This window comes from Achromobacter anxifer (genome assembly GCF_903652925.1).
Classification (GTDB): Bacteria; Pseudomonadota; Gammaproteobacteria; order Burkholderiales; family Burkholderiaceae_B; genus Achromobacter; species Achromobacter anxifer.
In genome coordinates this window covers 480,564-496,235 of record NZ_CAHLAR010000004.1, presented here as the reverse complement: position 1 = coordinate 496,235, position 15,672 = coordinate 480,564, and the positions used below count along the sequence as shown (strand labels likewise).

The 15,672-nt window shown below is 67.4% G+C and carries 14 protein-coding genes; 7 read left to right on the top strand and 7 right to left on the bottom strand.

Going from position 1 to position 15,672, the window contains the following annotated elements:
• Nucleotides 1-388 precede the first annotated feature (388 nt).
• Nucleotides 389-1,090: a response regulator gene (locus tag HWY37_RS15350; protein WP_175206472.1), complete on the top strand. Its 702-nt coding sequence runs from the start codon at nucleotides 389-391 to the stop codon at nucleotides 1,088-1,090.
• A gap of 12 nt (nucleotides 1,091-1,102) precedes the next feature.
• On the opposite strand, the gene HWY37_RS15345 is transcribed toward HWY37_RS15350, so the two are convergent.
• Complete coding sequence (locus tag HWY37_RS15345) at nucleotides 1,103-1,789, bottom strand: response regulator (protein WP_175206473.1); 687 nt, start codon at nucleotides 1,787-1,789, stop codon at nucleotides 1,103-1,105.
• Nucleotides 1,790-1,992: 203 nt separating this feature from the next.
• Nucleotides 1,993-5,028 (bottom strand): hybrid sensor histidine kinase/response regulator, encoded by a 3,036-nt coding sequence (locus HWY37_RS15340; RefSeq protein WP_246302314.1) that lies wholly within the window; start codon nucleotides 5,026-5,028, stop codon nucleotides 1,993-1,995.
• A gap of 262 nt (nucleotides 5,029-5,290) precedes the next feature.
• On the opposite strand from HWY37_RS15340, the gene HWY37_RS15335 reads away from it, so the two are divergent.
• A complete protein-coding gene (locus HWY37_RS15335; protein WP_176088971.1) occupies nucleotides 5,291-6,529 on the top strand; it encodes an EAL domain-containing response regulator in 1,239 nt (412 codons plus the stop codon).
• 41 nt (nucleotides 6,530-6,570) lie between these two features.
• Here the strand turns inward: HWY37_RS15335 and HWY37_RS15330 are convergent, their stop codons facing one another.
• Complete coding sequence (locus tag HWY37_RS15330; protein WP_176088970.1) at nucleotides 6,571-8,049, bottom strand: hypothetical protein; 1,479 nt, start codon at nucleotides 8,047-8,049, stop codon at nucleotides 6,571-6,573.
• A gap of 107 nt (nucleotides 8,050-8,156) precedes the next feature.
• Nucleotides 8,157-9,062 carry a LysR family transcriptional regulator gene (locus HWY37_RS15325; protein ID WP_176088969.1) on the bottom strand — a complete coding sequence of 302 codons (906 nt, stop codon included), beginning with the start codon at nucleotides 9,060-9,062 and terminating at the stop codon, nucleotides 8,157-8,159.
• Nucleotides 9,063-9,203: 141 nt separating this feature from the next.
• On the opposite strand from HWY37_RS15325, the gene HWY37_RS15320 reads away from it, so the two are divergent.
• Nucleotides 9,204-9,881, top strand: a complete 678-nt coding sequence (locus HWY37_RS15320) for a hydrolase (protein ID WP_176088968.1) — start codon at nucleotides 9,204-9,206, stop codon at nucleotides 9,879-9,881.
• Nucleotides 9,882-9,935: 54 nt separating this feature from the next.
• On the opposite strand, the gene HWY37_RS15315 is transcribed toward HWY37_RS15320, so the two are convergent.
• Nucleotides 9,936-10,838 carry a LysR family transcriptional regulator gene (locus tag HWY37_RS15315; RefSeq protein ID WP_176088967.1) on the bottom strand — a complete coding sequence of 301 codons (903 nt, stop codon included), beginning with the start codon at nucleotides 10,836-10,838 and terminating at the stop codon, nucleotides 9,936-9,938.
• 159 nt (nucleotides 10,839-10,997) lie between these two features.
• Between HWY37_RS15315 and HWY37_RS15310 the strand changes: the two genes are divergently transcribed.
• From HWY37_RS15310 to HWY37_RS15295, 4 genes are read left to right on the top strand one after another with little or no spacing between them, the layout of a single operon-like run.
• Nucleotides 10,998-11,936, top strand: a complete 939-nt coding sequence (locus HWY37_RS15310; RefSeq protein WP_175206479.1) for an alpha/beta hydrolase — start codon at nucleotides 10,998-11,000, stop codon at nucleotides 11,934-11,936.
• A 28-nt stretch (nucleotides 11,937-11,964) separates the two neighbouring features.
• A complete protein-coding gene (locus HWY37_RS15305; RefSeq protein WP_175206545.1) occupies nucleotides 11,965-13,293 on the top strand; it encodes an MFS transporter in 1,329 nt (442 codons plus the stop codon).
• Between the two features lie 23 nt (nucleotides 13,294-13,316).
• The gene (locus HWY37_RS15300) at nucleotides 13,317-14,057 is read left to right on the top strand and encodes an SDR family NAD(P)-dependent oxidoreductase (protein ID WP_246302312.1); all 741 of its coding nucleotides are present in this window, start codon (nucleotides 13,317-13,319) and stop codon (nucleotides 14,055-14,057) included.
• A gap of 14 nt (nucleotides 14,058-14,071) precedes the next feature.
• Nucleotides 14,072-14,884, top strand: coding sequence for an SDR family oxidoreductase (locus HWY37_RS15295; protein ID WP_176089097.1), 813 nt, complete (start codon nucleotides 14,072-14,074; stop codon nucleotides 14,882-14,884).
• Nucleotides 14,885-14,936: 52 nt separating this feature from the next.
• Here the strand turns inward: HWY37_RS15295 and HWY37_RS15290 are convergent, their stop codons facing one another.
• Both HWY37_RS15290 and HWY37_RS15285 read right to left on the bottom strand, forming a co-directional pair.
• Entirely contained in the window at nucleotides 14,937-15,158 is a 222-nt protein-coding gene (locus HWY37_RS15290; protein ID WP_176088966.1) for a YMGG-like glycine zipper-containing protein, read from the bottom strand.
• Nucleotides 15,159-15,168: 10 nt separating this feature from the next.
• Nucleotides 15,169-15,582, bottom strand: a complete 414-nt coding sequence (locus HWY37_RS15285; RefSeq protein ID WP_175206482.1) for a hypothetical protein — start codon at nucleotides 15,580-15,582, stop codon at nucleotides 15,169-15,171.
• Between the last annotated feature and the right edge of the window lie 90 nt (nucleotides 15,583-15,672).

The window sequence follows — 15,672 nt, the reverse complement described above, 5'->3', positions numbered from 1 at the left end:
GAATCCCACGAAATCCCCATTGGTAAATTGATTTCGGCGCTATATTTGCATTTGTTTTCCAGGATTCAGACTCGTCTTATATTGACGGCGTCCGAACTAGGACAAGGCTGATGAATTCGCTGCAGGGCAGGACTCCAGGCAGGACGCGGACGGCCACGCCGTTTCGAGTTTTTGAGCACGCAACGCCTTGCATTCCCCGGTTTGTCGAAACGCAAGGGAACACCCGTTTTCGGGCTTTCCGGGCGCCGTTTGGCCTTCAGCCTTGGCGCAGGGCGACGTTATTCCGGCATCGAGCAAGAAGTTGCGGCGCTCTTGCCGTCACCCATGCGCGAGCGCCGCGACTACAATGCGTTGCGCCGTATCGGGGCGCTTGAGCGGAGGCCTGGCGATGGACGAATTCAAGATCAAGGTGATGTTGGCGGACGACCATCCCGGCATGGTTGCGGGCGTCCAGCATGCGCTGGCGGCGGTGCCCACCATCGCGCTGGTGGGGGCCGCCGCCAATTCCACCGAACTGGTCGCGCTTCTGGACCGGACGCCCTGCGACGTGGTGGTGTCCGACTATTCGATGCCGGCCGGCGATTTCGGCGATGGCGCCTTGCTGTTCGGGCTGTTGCAGCGGCGCTATCCCCAGCTCAAGCTGGTGGTGCTGACCATGCTGGACAACGCCGCCGTCCTGCACAACCTGGTTACCATGGGCATAGGCGGCATCGTCAGCAAGTCGGACGCCCTGGCGCACCTGATTCCCGCGATCCACGCCGCGCATACCGGCGGCAAGTATTACTCCCCAAGCGCCAACAAGGTCATCCAGGGCATCGATCTGACGCGGCGCGGGCGCAACGCCGACAGCGTGCTCAGTCAACGCGAGTCGGAAGTGGTGCGGCTGTATGCGTCGGGCCTGACCGTCAATGAGATCGCCGAGCGTCTGCATCGCAGCAAGAAGACCATCAGCACGCAGAAGGCGAAGGCCATGGAAAAGCTCGGCATCGAGCGCGACGTCGATCTGTTCCGCTATGCGATGGAGAACGGCTTGACGGCGACCTTGGCGGAAGTTCCCGCCGCGCCCGAGCCGGGCGCCACGCCGGGCTGAGGGGGCCGGCGTTCAGCCTGGCTCCGGCGGATTGCCGGCCGGGCTGGGGTTGTTGGCGCTGATCAATCCCGCCTCGATGCCGTAGCGCAGCAGTTCGATGTCGCGTTCCAGGCCCAGCTTGAGCATGGCGGTGCCTTTCTGCGTGCTGATGGTCTTCTTGCTGCGATGCAGGCGGTCCGCGATTTCGTTGATCGTCAGGCCGGACACGAACAGGCGCACCACCTCCAGTTCCCGGCGGGTCAGCATGTGGATGCCATAGTCGCCGCGATCCAGGGTGCTTGCCAGCTCCGAGATCCGCGGCGAGAGATAGCGGCCGTTGGCATACGCGCCATGGATCGCCGGCAGCAGATGGTTCAGCGAATCCGACTTGCTCAGGATGGCAGGCACCCCCAGATTCAACAGCGAGTGCACGATGCCCGGGCTTTCGAGCATGGTCAGCACGACGATCTTCAAATGGGGATGGCGTTGGCGGATCAGGCCGAACAGGGTAATGCCGTCGCCGAAATGGCCGCCCGGCATCGAGTAGTCGGAGATCAGGACTTCGCAGGCTTGGCGGCTCAGCATCTCCATCAGTTCGGTGGAATCGCGGGCGGCGCCGATCACGGAGACGGTGCTGCTGACAGTGAGCGTGTGCTGGACGCCGGCGCGCACGGCGGGGTGGTCGTCCGCGACCACAACGCGCAGGTTGAGTGGTTTCATGTTGGAACAGGGATAGTGTTCGCCCGGCCAGCGGCCCGGGGCGGTCATGGCGGCCGCAGGCCGCGCTCGGTTTCGGCCCTGCTCGCGAGCCGGCCGTCGATGCCGGTCGCGCCGCAGGGGCGCCAGTACAGAATGTATTTGGCTGGCGCCAAGCCGATAAGCAGCCTGGTCCGATAGGCGCTCAGATAGAGATAGGACTATTCCTATTTTTCGGGCTGGCGCCGGGACAACGCGGCGCTGGCCTCGGCCTCGAAGCGATCCAATACGCTTGCCAGTTCGTCAATGCGGGATGCGCGGGCCAGATCTTCCATGCGTCCGCACAACTCGGCCAGCGCCGATTCATGGATCATGGCGAAGGCACCGCGCAAGGAATGCAGATGAGCAGGCGCCCCTGCGTCGCCGGGAGGCGCGCCGGCCGCGGCCGCCGAGAGTTCCTGGCGGATCGCGGCAAGCGACTGGCGCAGCGACAGGCTCAGCGCCTGATGTACCCGGGCCGGCAGCGGGCCTTGCGCGATTTCGTCGCGGGGGCGGGCGGCGGGGGCCGGCGCCGCACCGGCGCGCAGCAGTCGCCGGATGGCGTCGTCCAACTTGCCCAGCAGCAGGGGCTTGACCAGCACGGCATCGATGCCGGCGTCGCGGCACTGTTGATGCTCCTGCGCGCCGACATGCGCGGTGTAGGCGATGATGGGCACCGTGGCGCCCTGCGCGCGCAGGCAGCGCGCCACGGCATAGCCGTCCATGCCGGGCATGTTGACGTCGGTGATTACCAGGTCGTAGGCCTGCTCCAGGTAGCGCGCGAGGGCAGCGCTGCCATCCTCGGCCAGGTCCGCCTGGTAACCCAGGGTTTCCAGCTGCATCTTCATGAGTTCGCGGTTGGCGGGGTTATCGTCGGCGACCAGGATGCGGGCGGCGAGGGGCTGTCTGGCCGGTGCGGCCTCGGGCGTGTCGTCATCGTGGGCATCTCCCTGGACCAGCGCCGGCGCGGCGTGCAAGGGCAGGGTCACGAGAAAGGTGCTGCCTTCCTGCGGCGCGCTGGTGACGGCGATGTTGCCGTGCATCAGCGCGGCCAGCCGGGCGCACAGGGCCAGCCCCAGGCCGGTGCCGCCATAGCGCCGCGCGATGGAGGAGTCCGCCTGCGTGAATGGACGGAACAGCGTGGCCTGCTGCGCCGCCGTCATGCCTATGCCGGTGTCGCTGACGCCGATGACGATGGGCGTCGAGGGATCGTCCTCGTCCTGCCGGTACACCTCCAGGAGCACGTCGCCATGCGCGGTGAATTTGATGGCATTGCCGACCAGGTTGAACATGATCTGCCGGATGCGGGTGGGGTCGCCCAGGTAGCGGGGCGCCAACCCGTCGTCCAGGATGCACTCCAGTCCCAGGCCCTTGGCCTGCGCGGCCGGCGTGAAGACGGCGATGACCTGGCGGGCCGTCTCGGCCAGGTCGAAGGGGATGGACTCGACGCTCATCTGGCCGGATTCGACCTTGGAGAAGTCCAGGATGTCGTTGATGATGTCGAGCAGCGTGGCCGAGGACGAAGTCACCGCGCGCAGGCGTTCGCTCTGGGATGGCGACAGGCCCGAGCGCTGCAGCAGTTCGAGGTTGCCGAGGATGGCATTGAGCGGCGTGCGGATTTCGTGGCTCATGGTGGCCAGGAACGCGGACTTGGCCTGGTTCGCCGTGTCGGCCGCGGCGCGGGCTTCCTCCAGCTTTTGTTCCAACAGCTTGCGCGCCGTGATGTCGGTGAAATTGCAGAGCAGCACGTCCACGCCCTGGTACTTGGTCCGCACCGCGCTGACCAGCAGGTCGCTGCGGCTGCCGTCGGCGCGCGGGTAGGGCAGTTCCAGGTCGGCCTGCCAGGCCGCGGCGTCCGGGGCCTGGGCGTACAGGGCGAGCAGGCGCGCGTGCAGGGGCGGGCCATCGGCGGCGCCGCTGTCGGCATAGCTTTGCATGACCTCGTTCTGCAGCAGCACCTCGCCCGTGTTCAAGGACAGCAGGGCCAGGCCGGAGGGCGCCGTGGCGACCATGGTGCGGTTGAGGTTCTCGCTTTCGAATATGCGTTGCGAGCGCGCATAGCCGGGCTTGAACACCTTGCGGTCGAGCAGCAGCAAGACCGACCACACGAAGCTCACCAGCAGCAGCGCCGCGGCGGCATAGCCAGCCAGGCGGGGCCACAGATCGGCGATGATGGTGCGCCACGAAAACGCGTAGATGAGGTTCCAGCCGGACTCCGAGACCTGATCGCTCAGGATGAACATGCCGTCGCGGTAGCGCAGTTCCGACGGCTTGGCCGGCGCAGCGAGGGATGCGTGCAGGATCCTGCCGGCCAGTTGCGAGGCCTGCTCATCCATGCCGGTAGGCAGCAGCAGGCGCGTGTCCGGTCCGGCGACGAATGCAGCCTCTTCGTAGCTCGTCGTTTCCAGATAGGCGTTCAGCGTGTCGGCCGGATAGCTGGCGACGAAGATGGCAAAGATCTTGCCCTGGCTGGCGGCGGCCTGGTACAGCCGCAAGGACAGCTTGTGCGTGAGAGGGTCGATGGCCGGCGGCAGCCAACGCGGGCCGCCGGCCTGCATCAAGGTTTGCCGTACCTGGTCGGAGTCCAGGTCGCCCAGATCGGGGGCGATCTTGCGGATCAGGCCGGGTACGTCCTGCGCTTGCGTCAGCGCCATGGGGTCCAGGGTGTCGGACATGGGCCCCAAGCCCAGGAACCGGCGGTCGGGACTGTAAAAGAAGCCCGTGACCGACAGCGCCTTGGCATAGGCCGCGGCCGAGTAGCTGATCTCGTCGGTCAGGTGCAGGTAGGGCAGGTAATCCGCGGCAGGGCGGCCGGGGCCGATGTCGGCAAGCGCCAGCACGGGAGGAAAGTTGGGGTTGCGCTGGAACTCCATGCGCCCGCCTTGCCGCTCGAATGCCTGCACCAGGTCTGGCCGGGTTGCCGCCTGGCGCAAGGGCCAGGCGTACTCCTCGTGCGACAGCCCGATGCGGAAGGCGCCCTCGCGCACGGACAGGGCTGTGCGCAACAGCGTCTTGCGGATGACGAATCCGGCGTAGCGCTCCGCGATGTAGTCCTTGGTCTGCGCGTACAGCATGACGCCGGTGACGGCCAGCAGGACGATGGTCGTCACCGCGCCGCCGACATAGAGCAGGGCCCGCTGATAGCGGTTCAGGATGCTGATGGCGCTGCGCACCGGCCGGCCGCGGGTTTCGGACTCAGATATGTCTTCGGTTTGCACGGCCATGCTGGATCGGGTTTCGCCGGGGGTGACGCCATGATAGAGCCAAAGGAACGGTCGTTTCGCGATTTTCCTTTGAAGTCCGGGGTGCGGCTGGCACGGCGGGACTGGGACCAGGCCTGAAGCATCTGGGCGAAAAATAAGACTCGACTGATTTCAGTGCGGCCGCCGCGATGAAAAAATGGGTTTGTCGGCATTTTGCCGTCTTCGCCACCCGCCACAAGGCCGCTAGCGGCAGTGCCATCGGCCACCGTCCACCGGGATCATCATGCTCAAGACCGCCCTGATTATCGATCAAGAAGAATTCCAACGGCACGCGCTGGCGCGGATGCTGGGCAAGATCGGCGTGCCCGAAGTGGAAATGGCGCATGACGGCGCATCGGCGCTCGCGGCGATCGCCCAGAGGCGCTGGGACCTGGTCATCGTCGATCTCGACATGGCCGACAGCACCGGCCTGCAGATGATAGACGCCTTGGCGCAAGCCGGCGGCTGTCGCGGTGTCGCGATCGCCAGCAGCCATCCCTCACGGATCCTGCAGGCCGCGGCGGCCTACGCCGGCGTTCGCGGCGTGCCCATCGTCGGCGTACTGGCCAAGCCGCTGGAGGCGTCCAGCCTTATCTCGATAATCGAATCGCTGGTGTGTTCCCAGGCTGGCGGCGAAACGCAGGCCGGACAGACTGGGGCTCAGGCTGCAGGGGTTTCGTGCGAGGGCTTCAGCCGCGACGACCTGAGCCGCGCCCTGCAGAAGCGGCAGATCGCCGCGTACTTCCAGCCGCAGCATTGCGCCGAAACCGGCGAGTTGCGCGGCGCCGAGATGCTGGCCCGTTGGCGCCTGGATGACGGCTCGATGGTGCCTCCGGCGGTATTCCTGCCGGCGCTCGAGGCCGCAGGCCTGCTCGGACCGTTCACCGACTACATGCTTGCGCGCGCCTTCGATGCCCAACGCGCCCTCGGCAGCAGCCCGGATTGCGTCATCACGGTCAATGTGCCCGCCGCCGTCGCCAGCTCCATCGCCTGGGCGCAAGGGGTGGCCGAGCGCGCGGAGCGGGCCGGCGTGGAGCCCGGCCGCATCGTTATCGAGATCACCGAGGACGGCGGCGCGGGTTCCAATGCGGCGCTGGCGGGAGCCATCACGCAATTGCGGCTGCGCGGCTTCAGTTGCGCCATCGACGACTTCGGCACCGGCGATTCCTCCCTCGACCGTCTGCTGTGCGCGCCGTTCGACGAACTGAAGATCGACCGGGATCTGGTCGCCCGCGCCAGCCGGCAGCCGCACGCCCAGAGCGTCCTGGCCAGCACGGTGGCAATGGCGCGCTCGCTGGACATGACCGTGGTGGCCGAAGGGGTGGAAAACCATGAAGAGCACGAAATGGTGCGTGCCTTGGGTGTGCAGGTGACGCAGGGATACTTTCATGGGAGGCCCATGCCGCTGGACGCTTTCCGGCAGTATGTGCGCAGCCAGGGCGTGGTCGGACACAGGCTCCTGAGGATGTATGCCAACGGTTAGCGCGGCCCGCTGCCGGGATCTTCAGGGACTCCGCGCGGCGCTCAGGACGCGGAGCCGCCCAGCACGAGCCATACCGCCAGGCAAAGCAGCACGCCGAAGGCCGCCAGCGCAAAGGGCAGCAGGCGCGCGTACACCCCGCGTTCCTCGCCGCGGCCATGGGCAAGCCCGGCCGCGATCGACATCCGCACTGGCGAAAATATCCCCATGGACGTGCCCGACACATGCAGCAAGGCCGCCGCGGCCGGCACGCTCAGCCCCGCGCTGACGGCCAGGGACAGCTGCGACGGCATGAACAGGCTGTTCGGCGCGTTGCCGCTGTTGGCCAGGATCCCGAACACCCCTGCCAGTACCGGCGTGATCAGGATGGTCCAGTCGCGCAGGCTGGCGTACAGGCCGTCGGCATAGGCTTGCGAGATGCCTGCGCCCGCCAGCACCTCGGCCATCATGGCGAACAGGAACACCGAGTACACCGCGTGGCGTCCGGTGGCCCAGGCCGCGCGCGCCTGACCAGCCAGCAGGCCGCTGCGCTGGTAGACGCAGGCGATCAGCAGCGCGCCGGCGATCAGCCAGCTGCCCGCATGCAGGAACGGCATCCAGGCCGGCAGATCGGGAAACGGGCTGAACGTCGCGACCGCGGCCAGGTTCCTGTTCAGGCCGGGAAGCAGCCGCGTCGCCACCAGCCAGGCAATCATCACGATGTAGGGCAGGGCGGCGCGCGCCGCGAACCGCATGCGGGCTCGGTCGGGACGGCGGTCCAGCAGGAAGCGCAACACGATCAGCGGGCCATAGGCTGCCAGCAAGGCGGTTTCCGGTCCGAGCAAGGCGGTCGCGGCGCCAAGCGCAGCAAGGCAGGCCAGCATCCATGCCGCCTCGCGGCCGTGCTCCGCCATGGGCGCCCGCAGGCCGGCGCGCCTTGCGGTGCGCCAGTACAGCAGCATCCACAACCCCATCAGCAAGGCCACCGGCGCCATGGCATAGAGCGCCAGCTGCGTCGCCGGCACGCGCGCATACGCCGAAGCCAGCAGCGTGCCGCTGCCCATCGCGCCCCAGGGAATCAGGGTCTGGCTCAGCAATGCGAACACCATGGTGTCGCGCGGCTTCAGGTCCAGCGGCCGGATCAGCAGCACCGTGCCCAGCATGCCGACGCCGAAGCCGGTGGCCGACTCGGCGAAGGGACCCACCAGGAAACAGGCGAAGAACAGCAGCCGGCGCCGCGCCAGCGGCTGGGCCAGCGCCCCCTTGTCCGCATCGGCGGCCAGTTGCGGCTTGCGGCCTTGCGCCGCCATGTTCCAGAACAGCAGGCCGCCCAGGATGTAGGGGCTGATGATGCCGCCTATCCACAGGCCCCGCTCCAGCGCCAGTCCGAGCTGCCCGATGCCGAAGGGCGCGGGCGCGCCGTACAAGGCGATGGGCAGGGCGGCCAGCAGGCCCAGGACGGCGGCGGTCGTGGTGTTCAGGCGCCCGCTGGCGATGGCGCCGATGACGATCAGGGCGGGCAGCGACCACAAGAGGTACATCATGGATTGAACGTCTGCATGGCGGGGTCCGGGTCATGGCATGGCGCGTAGCAGTGTATGCCGATACCGGACCCGAGGCAGGCAAGGCCTGCACGCTCAGTCTGGGCCGCCTAGTCCTCTTCCAGCTTCCCGAAACGCTCCGCCAGATAGTCCACCAGCGCCCGCACCGAGGACAGCAGGCCTCTGCGGGAAGGGAATACCGCGTGGATCAGCTCGCGCCGCGGCGCCCAGTCGGGCAGCAGCCGGACCAGTTGTCCCGCCTGCAGTTGTTCCCGCACCATCAGCGTCGGCAACTGCACCACGCCCACGCCAGCCATCGCCGCGTTGCGCAAGGCGATCATGTCGGTGGTGATCATCCTGGGGGCGAGCGACACGGTGGCCTGCTCGCCGTCCTGGCGGTACAGCTCCAGGCGGTAGGCCTGGTTGGGCGAACCCAGGGCCAGGCTGGGCCAGGCGCCGAGATCGTCGGGCGTCGCCGGCATGCCGCATTCGGCCGCCAGCTTGGGGCTGGCCACCAGGCTTTGGCCGCGGTCGGCCAGCACGCGCATGACCAGTTCGCTGTCTTCCAGCGGAGGCGGGCGCACCCGGATCGCCACGTCCACGGCTTCGCCCAGCACGTCGACGCGGCGGTTGGTGGCTTCGAGCTGGATCACGACGCGCGGGTACTTCAGCATGAAATCGGCCAGCATGCCGCCCACGTGGGTGTGCAGCAGGGCGATCGGGCAGGTCAGCTTCACCACGCCGCGCGGCTCGACCTGAGCCGCGTCGATGACTTCCTGGGCCGCCTCGGCTTCGGCCAGCATGGCCTTGCAGCGCTCGTAATAGGTAAGGCCGATGTCGGTGACCATGAAGTGCCGCGTCGAACGCTGGATCAGCCGCACGCCCAACCGTTCCTCCAGCAAGGCCAGCCTGCGGCTGAGCCTGGACTTGGGCATGCCCAGCGCCCGCCCGGCCGGCGCGAAGCCCTGGTGTTCGACGGTCTGCACGAAATAGAAGAGATCGTTGAGATCCTGCATCGCGTTCCTTTAGATCCAAAAATAGGACTCTGATACCAAAAAATCGGTCTTTCGCCAATTTTGTTCTATTTTTAATATTTGTGCAGCCATAAGGCTTTTGATTCGGCACACCGCCGTCGATTTTCAATCAAGGAGTACTCCATGTCTGCACCCGCCAACTTCAACGGCCAGCGTCCCGTCATCGATCCCGCCGACGCCGTCATGCTGCTGATCGACCACCAGAGCGGTCTGTTCCAGACCGTGGGCGACATGCCCATGCCGGAACTGCGCGCCCGCGCCAGCGCGCTGGCTTCGATGGCCACGCTGGCCAAGATGCCGGTCATCACCACCGCTTCGGTGCCGCAAGGCCCCAACGGCCCGCTGATCCCCGAGATCCATGCCAACGCTCCGCATGCGCAATACGTCGCCCGCAAAGGCGAGATCAACGCCTGGGACAATCCCGAGTTCGTCGCCGCCGTGAAGGCCACCGGCCGCAAGACCCTGATCATCGCCGGCACCATCACCAGCGTGTGCATGGCGTTCCCGGCCATCAGCGCGGTCGCCGACGGCTACAAGGTCTTCGCCGTGATCGACGCGTCCGGCACCTATACCAAGATGGCGCAGGAAATCACCCTGGCGCGCGTGGTGCAGGCTGGCGTGGTGCCGATGGACACGGCCGCCGTGGCGTCGGAACTGCAGAAAACCTGGAACCGCGAAGACGCGCTGCAATGGGCCGGGGTCTACACCAAGGTGTTCCCGGCCTACCAGCTGCTGATCGAAAGCTATGCCAAGGCGCAGGAAGTGGTGAAGAACAACGAAGCGCTGGATTCGCAGCGCTGATATCGGTCTTCGCATCCTGTCGTTCGCGGCCTGGGCCGGACCTGCGCGTCCGGCTCAGGCCGCCACGCCATAGCGCTCGGCGATGCGCAGTAACAGGGCATCCAGTTCCTGCAGGATGGGCCGGTGGTCGTCCACCCGCCGCACCAGGGCCGAGGGCATGGCGGGCAGGTCGATTTCCACGAATGCGATCTCGGGCGTCGCGTAATAGCTCGCGGCGCGCTTGGTCAGCATCAACAGGCCTTGGCGCGTGTTCACGGCCGCGATGCCTTCGCGGATGGTGCGCACCACGGGGCCGTCGCCGATGGGCTTGCCCTTGGGGGTGTGGCGGGGAAAGTGGTAATCCTGCCATTCCTGGTTGACCGATCCCGGCACCATGCGCACCAGGCGTTCCTCGGCCAGCACTTCGGGATCCAGCAGCGTCGCCGCGGCGTAGGGATGGTCATGCGGGACGCACAGCATGCGCTGGTCCCGCAGCACGATGGGGCCATGGCACAACCCGTCCGCGCCCAGCGGCAGCCGGCAGAAGGCGGCGTCGACGGAACCGTCGGCCACCGCCGCGTAGTGGGTGACGTAGGTCAGCTCCACGAATTCCAGTTCCACATTCGGGTGGGCCGCCTTGAATTCCGTGACCAGCGGGCGGTACAGCTCGTAGAAGCCGCCGCCCAGGAAGCCGATGCGCAGATGGCGCGGCTTGCCCGCGGCCTGACGTTTGCAGTCGTCCAGCGCCGCTTTCAGCATGATGACGGCGGGCCCAGCGCCCAGCTTCAGGGTCTGGCCCAGCGGCGTCAGCGCGACCCGGCGGCTGCTGCGTTCGAACAGGGGGCCGCCCAGGGTTCTTTCCAGCGCCTTCACGGCCTCCGACACCGAAGATTGGCTCATGTGCAGCGCTTCCGCGGCGCGGCCGAAATGCAGCGTGTCCGCAACGGCCAGAAAGCAATCGAATTGGCGTAGATCCATGGCGCTGGGCTGTCCCTGGCTGCAGAGGAGGTGCTTGTTATTGATCGTGATTGACGATTGATGGCGCGAATAATAGCGCTTGTTCGCGTCCTGGCCGATAGGCAGAATCCGACCTGTTCACAGAAGCTTAGCTCATAAATGAGCGATGAGGAGACAGGCATGAGCCTACCGATACGCGAACGATCGGGAATAAAAGGATCGGCGAAGCCGATTGAATTCTTGGTGGAAGGGGACCGCGTGCGCGGCACTTTCTATCTGCCGGAGCATCGCTCCGGTCCGCTGGGAGCCGTGGCGCTTGCGCACGGCTGGTCCATGGTGGCGGGCGGAGACCTGGAAGACTACGCGGCGGCCGTGGTCGCCCGGGGCCTGGCTGCGCTGACCTTCGACTTCCGCAACCTCGGCCGCAGCGAAGGCATGCCGCGCCAGGAGATCGATCCGCAGCGCCAGATCCAGGATTTCAGGTCGGCCATTTCCTATCTGCGCCAACGCCCGGAGGTCGACCGCGAGCGCATCGGCATCTGGGGCAGCAGCTATAGCGGCGGGCACGCGCTGACGGTCGCGGCGATCGACCGGCGCGTCAAGTGCGTGGTCAGCCAGGTTCCGACTACCAGCGGCTTTTCGGCGGCGCAACGGCGCGTGCGCTACGACAAGGCGCAGGCGCTGCAAGCCGCGTTCGAGGCCGACCGCGAAGCGCGCGACGCCGGGCAGCCGCCGGCCACGCTGCGGATGGTAGACGCCGACCCCGACGCGCCGGTCGCCTATCCCGGTCCGGACTCCTACAACTACATGACCGGGGAGGCGCGCCGCTGTCCTGAATGGGTCAACGAGGTGACGCTGCGTTCGCTGGAACTGGCCCGCGCTTACGAACCCGGCGTGTACGTGCGGCGCATCGCGCCCACGCCGCTGCTGATGATCGTGGCGGCCGGCGACGGCCTGACGCCCGCCGACCTGCAGCAGGACGCGTTCAACGCGGCGCACCAGCCCAAACAGCTCCTGTTGCTGCCCGGCGGCCACTACTCGGTCTACACGGAACACTTCGAACGCACCAGCGGCGCCGCCGCCGACTGGTTTGCCCAACACTTGGGCGGGAATGCCTGAGGATAAAAACATGACGACGACAATAATGATGGAGACACAGGACCGCCAACGGCGCCGCGCTTCGCTGCGCGCCGCGGCCGTGGGCAACGCCCTGGAGTGGTTCGACTGGACCTTGTACGGCACGTTCTCGGCCTATCTGGCCATGAACCTGTTCGATCCGTCCGACCGCGGCTCGGCGCTGCTGGCGACCCTGGCCGTGTTCGCGGGCGGGTTCCTGGCGCGGCCGGTGGGCGGTTGGCTGTTCGGCCGTATCGGCGACCGCTATGGCCGCAAGTTCACGCTGGTCCTGACCATGTGCCTGCTGGCCCTGACCAGCCTGGCGATCGCGCTGCTGCCGACCTATGAGCAGGCGGGCGTGCTGGCTTCGGTGTTGCTTTTTGTGTGCCGGCTGACGCAAGGACTGGCACATGGAGGCGAGTCGGGCGTGGCCTACACCTATGTGGCCGAAATCGCGCCGCCCGCCAAGCGCGGCTTGTGGTCGAGCTCGGTGTTTGTCAGCGTCACCATCGGCGTCATGGGGGCCACCGCGCTGGCCGCGCTGCTGACCGCCTGGCTGGGCAAGCCGGCGATGGAGGCCTGGGGCTGGCGCGTGGGCTTCGGCGTGGGCGCGCTGCTGGGCGTCTACGCGCTGTTTCTGCGCCGCAGCGCCAGCGAGAGCGAGGTGTTCGAGCACAGGGCGGAGCAGGGAGGCCAGAAGGTGACGGCGGCCCAGGCCTGGAAGGTCGCGCGCAACATCGTGATGATCGCCGCGGCCTCCAACGCCACCTACTACACCTGGGTCACGTTCGCGCCGGCTACCGCCATCGCGACCAAGGGCATGGATCCGGCGGGCGCCTATACGGCCAGCCTGATCGCGCAGCTGGTGTGCCTGCTGTGGCTGCCGGTATGCGGCTGGCTGGCCGACCGCTACGGCCGCAAGCCCATGGTGATGGCCTTCGGCCTGGGGGTGGCGCTGGCCGTCTTTCCGGTGTCGCACATCGTGACCGACCAGCCCTGGACGCTGTTCGTCGGGCAGCTGATCGGCCTGCTGGTCTGGGCGTTGCTGGCGGCGATATTCCCGGCGGTGGTGGCCGAACAGGTGCCCACCGGCGCGCGCGCCATGGGCGTGGGCTTCATCTCGTCTTTGTCAGTGGCGATCTTCGGCGGCACCGCGCCCTACATCAATGCGTGGCTGGGCGCGCAGGGGCTGGACTGGGTCTATACGGCCTACGTGGGGGCGTTGGGCCTGATGGCTTTCGCGGGCGCCTTCCTGATCAAGGAAACGGCGGGCATGGACCTGAACGACATCCGTCTCCCCGGCGAGGAGGCCGCCGACCGGGGCGCCACGGCGGCCAAAAAGCGTCCGGCCTTCAATTGAACTTCAACCCTTTCGAGCATCACATGAGCAACATGAATTACCCGGATCTGGCAGGAAAAATCGCGGTCGTCACGGGAGCGGGGGGCGGCATCGGGCGCGCCATGGTGGCGGCGTTCCGCAAGCAGGGCGCGACGGTGGTCGCCACCGACCTGGACCTGGAAGCGCTGTCCGGCGTCGACGCCGACTGCCGCAAGCTGGACGTGACGCAGCCGCAGGCGCTGCGCGAACTGGCCGACGCGGTGGCCGCGCAGTATGGCGCGCTGGACGTGTGGGTCAACAATGCCGGCTTCATGGGCCGCATGCCCGCCCTGGAGCTGGACGAAGCTTCCTGGCAGAGCACCCTGGACATCAATCTCAAGGGCACGTTCTTCGGCGCGCAGGCGGCGGCGCGGCACATGATCGCGCAAGGTCATGGCGCCATCATCAACCTGTCGAGCTACGCCGGGGTCAAGCCGCGTCCCAATTGCGCCGACTATGCGGCGGCCAAGGCCGGCGTGGCGCACCTGACGCAGTGCCTGGCGCTGGAATGGAGCCCCAAGGGCCTGCGCGTCAACGCCATCGCGCCCGGATTCATCGAAACCCCCATGAGCAGCTGGATGCATGGCGACCCCGCCACCTACGCCGAGTACGTCGAGCGGCTGCCGGTGCGGCGCGTCGGCCAGCCGTCGGAGATCGCCGACGCGGCGCTGTACCTGGCGTCGCAGGCCTCGGCCTACGTCACCGGCCACGTACTGATGGTGGACGGCGGAGTCTCCAAGACATGACGGACCAGAACGCAATCCCGGAATACTGGAGCGGCAAGGCCGCGGTGGTGACGGGCGCGGCGCGCGGGCAGGGCGCAGCCGAGGCGCTGCGCCTGCTGCAGGCCGGCGCGATCGTCCATGCGCTGGATGTGCTGCCGGAAGGCGATGAAACCTGGACGGCCCTGCGCTGCGCCGCAGGCCCGGCCGCGCAGCGCTTGCGGGTGCGCGTGGCCGACGTGGCCAGCGAAGCCGCCTGGCAGGCGCTGGCCGCCGACATCGCTGCGGCTGGCGTGCCGCTCTACGGCCTGGTCAACAACGCCGGCGTCACCTTGCGCAAGACCGTGACAGAGACCACGCACGCGGAATGGCGGCGCCTGCTGGACATCAACCTGGACGGGCCTTTCCTGGCGATCCGTACGCTCGCGGGCCTGATGCCGGCAGGCGCGGCCATCGTCAACACTTCGTCGACCGCGGGGCTGACCGGGTACTTCAGCGCGGCCTACACCGCCAGCAAATGGGCCTTGCGCGGCCTGACGCGCGCGGCCTCGCTGGAGCTGGCCGGGCGCGGCATCCGAGTCAACACGGTCTGCCCGGGCCTGGTGGAAACGCCGATGATCATGCAGCCCAACGCCGTGCACGACGCCGGACGGGCGCGCCTGTTCTACGAAGGCAACCGCGATGCCACGCCGCTGTCGCGCGGCGCGGACGCCGACGAGATCGCGGCGGCGGTGATGTTCCTGCTGGGGCCGGAAGCGTCGTTCATCACCGGGGCGGACCTGCCGGTGGATGGAGGGATGACGGGGGGAGGGGTGTACTGGCGGATCGGCAAATCCACCGGCAATCTGTAGGGAGAGTCCCGGGCCTCGGCCCGGGACCTGGCTTGCCTGGCAGGACGCAGGCTTAGTGGTTGCCGCCGTAGATATTGCCGGCGATGCCGCCGGCCGCGGCGCCGATGGCGGCGCCGGTCCAGCCGCTGCCGCCGGCAATGGCGGCGATGCCCGCGCCGGCCGCGGCGCCGATGGCCGCGCCCGACAAGGTGCCTTGCTGCTTGGAGCTCATGTTGGTGCAGGCAACCAGCGACCCCATCATGAGGACTATGGCAATCGAACGGATGACTTTCATGGCGGGACTCCTAGCGGTGGCGCTTGGGGGCGGGAGTGGCGGGGGTGGCCGGAGCGTTGGGCGCGACGATCTCGAACCAGAGCGTCTCGACCACGGGGCGGTCCAGCCTGCTGGGATTGGCCGCGTACCAGCTGTCCAGGCTTTCGCGCACGGAGTCCAGCGTGTGGCTCTGGAGCCCCTTGGCGAAGCGCGGGATCAGCGTCTGGTTGTCAGCCGGGGCGCGGCGTTGCTGGTAGGCTTGCTCCACTTGGATGAGGTTCGCCATGCCCAGAAGGTAGGCCTTCTTGAGACTTGCGTCGGACTCGGTCCATTGTTTCCCGGTGACGATGGGCGCCGGATCTGAGGACGCGGCCACCACCACGGGCGTGGCGACTAGCAGTGACAGCGCAAGCGCTGCCGGACCAAACAGGTGTTTCACTTTCATCACATCGCTCCTCGGAGGAACAAAAGATAGAAAAACAACCGATTGACGCCATTCGCGCAGGGCGCTTGCAGCGGGCAAGCGACAGGCGAC

Coding starts and splice junctions, on each gene's coding strand:
- HWY37_RS15350 (WP_175206472.1), top strand. CDS start 389: ATGGACGAATTCAAGATCAAGGTGATGTTGGCGGACGACCATCCCGGC.
- HWY37_RS15315 (WP_176088967.1), bottom strand. CDS start 10,838: ATGGATCTACGCCAATTCGATTGCTTTCTGGCCGTTGCGGACACGCTG.
- HWY37_RS15345 (WP_175206473.1), bottom strand. CDS start 1,789: ATGAAACCACTCAACCTGCGCGTTGTGGTCGCGGACGACCACCCCGCC.
- HWY37_RS15310 (WP_175206479.1), top strand. CDS start 10,998: ATGAGCCTACCGATACGCGAACGATCGGGAATAAAAGGATCGGCGAAG.
- HWY37_RS15290 (WP_176088966.1), bottom strand. CDS start 15,158: ATGAAAGTCATCCGTTCGATTGCCATAGTCCTCATGATGGGGTCGCTG.
- HWY37_RS15335 (WP_176088971.1), top strand. CDS start 5,291: ATGCTCAAGACCGCCCTGATTATCGATCAAGAAGAATTCCAACGGCAC.
- HWY37_RS15285 (WP_175206482.1), bottom strand. CDS start 15,582: ATGAAAGTGAAACACCTGTTTGGTCCGGCAGCGCTTGCGCTGTCACTG.
- HWY37_RS15320 (WP_176088968.1), top strand. CDS start 9,204: ATGTCTGCACCCGCCAACTTCAACGGCCAGCGTCCCGTCATCGATCCC.
- HWY37_RS15300 (WP_246302312.1), top strand. CDS start 13,317: ATGAGCAACATGAATTACCCGGATCTGGCAGGAAAAATCGCGGTCGTC.
- HWY37_RS15325 (WP_176088969.1), bottom strand. CDS start 9,062: ATGCAGGATCTCAACGATCTCTTCTATTTCGTGCAGACCGTCGAACAC.
- HWY37_RS15305 (WP_175206545.1), top strand. CDS start 11,965: ATGGAGACACAGGACCGCCAACGGCGCCGCGCTTCGCTGCGCGCCGCG.
- HWY37_RS15340 (WP_246302314.1), bottom strand. CDS start 5,028: ATGGCCGTGCAAACCGAAGACATATCTGAGTCCGAAACCCGCGGCCGG.
- HWY37_RS15330 (WP_176088970.1), bottom strand. CDS start 8,049: ATGATGTACCTCTTGTGGTCGCTGCCCGCCCTGATCGTCATCGGCGCC.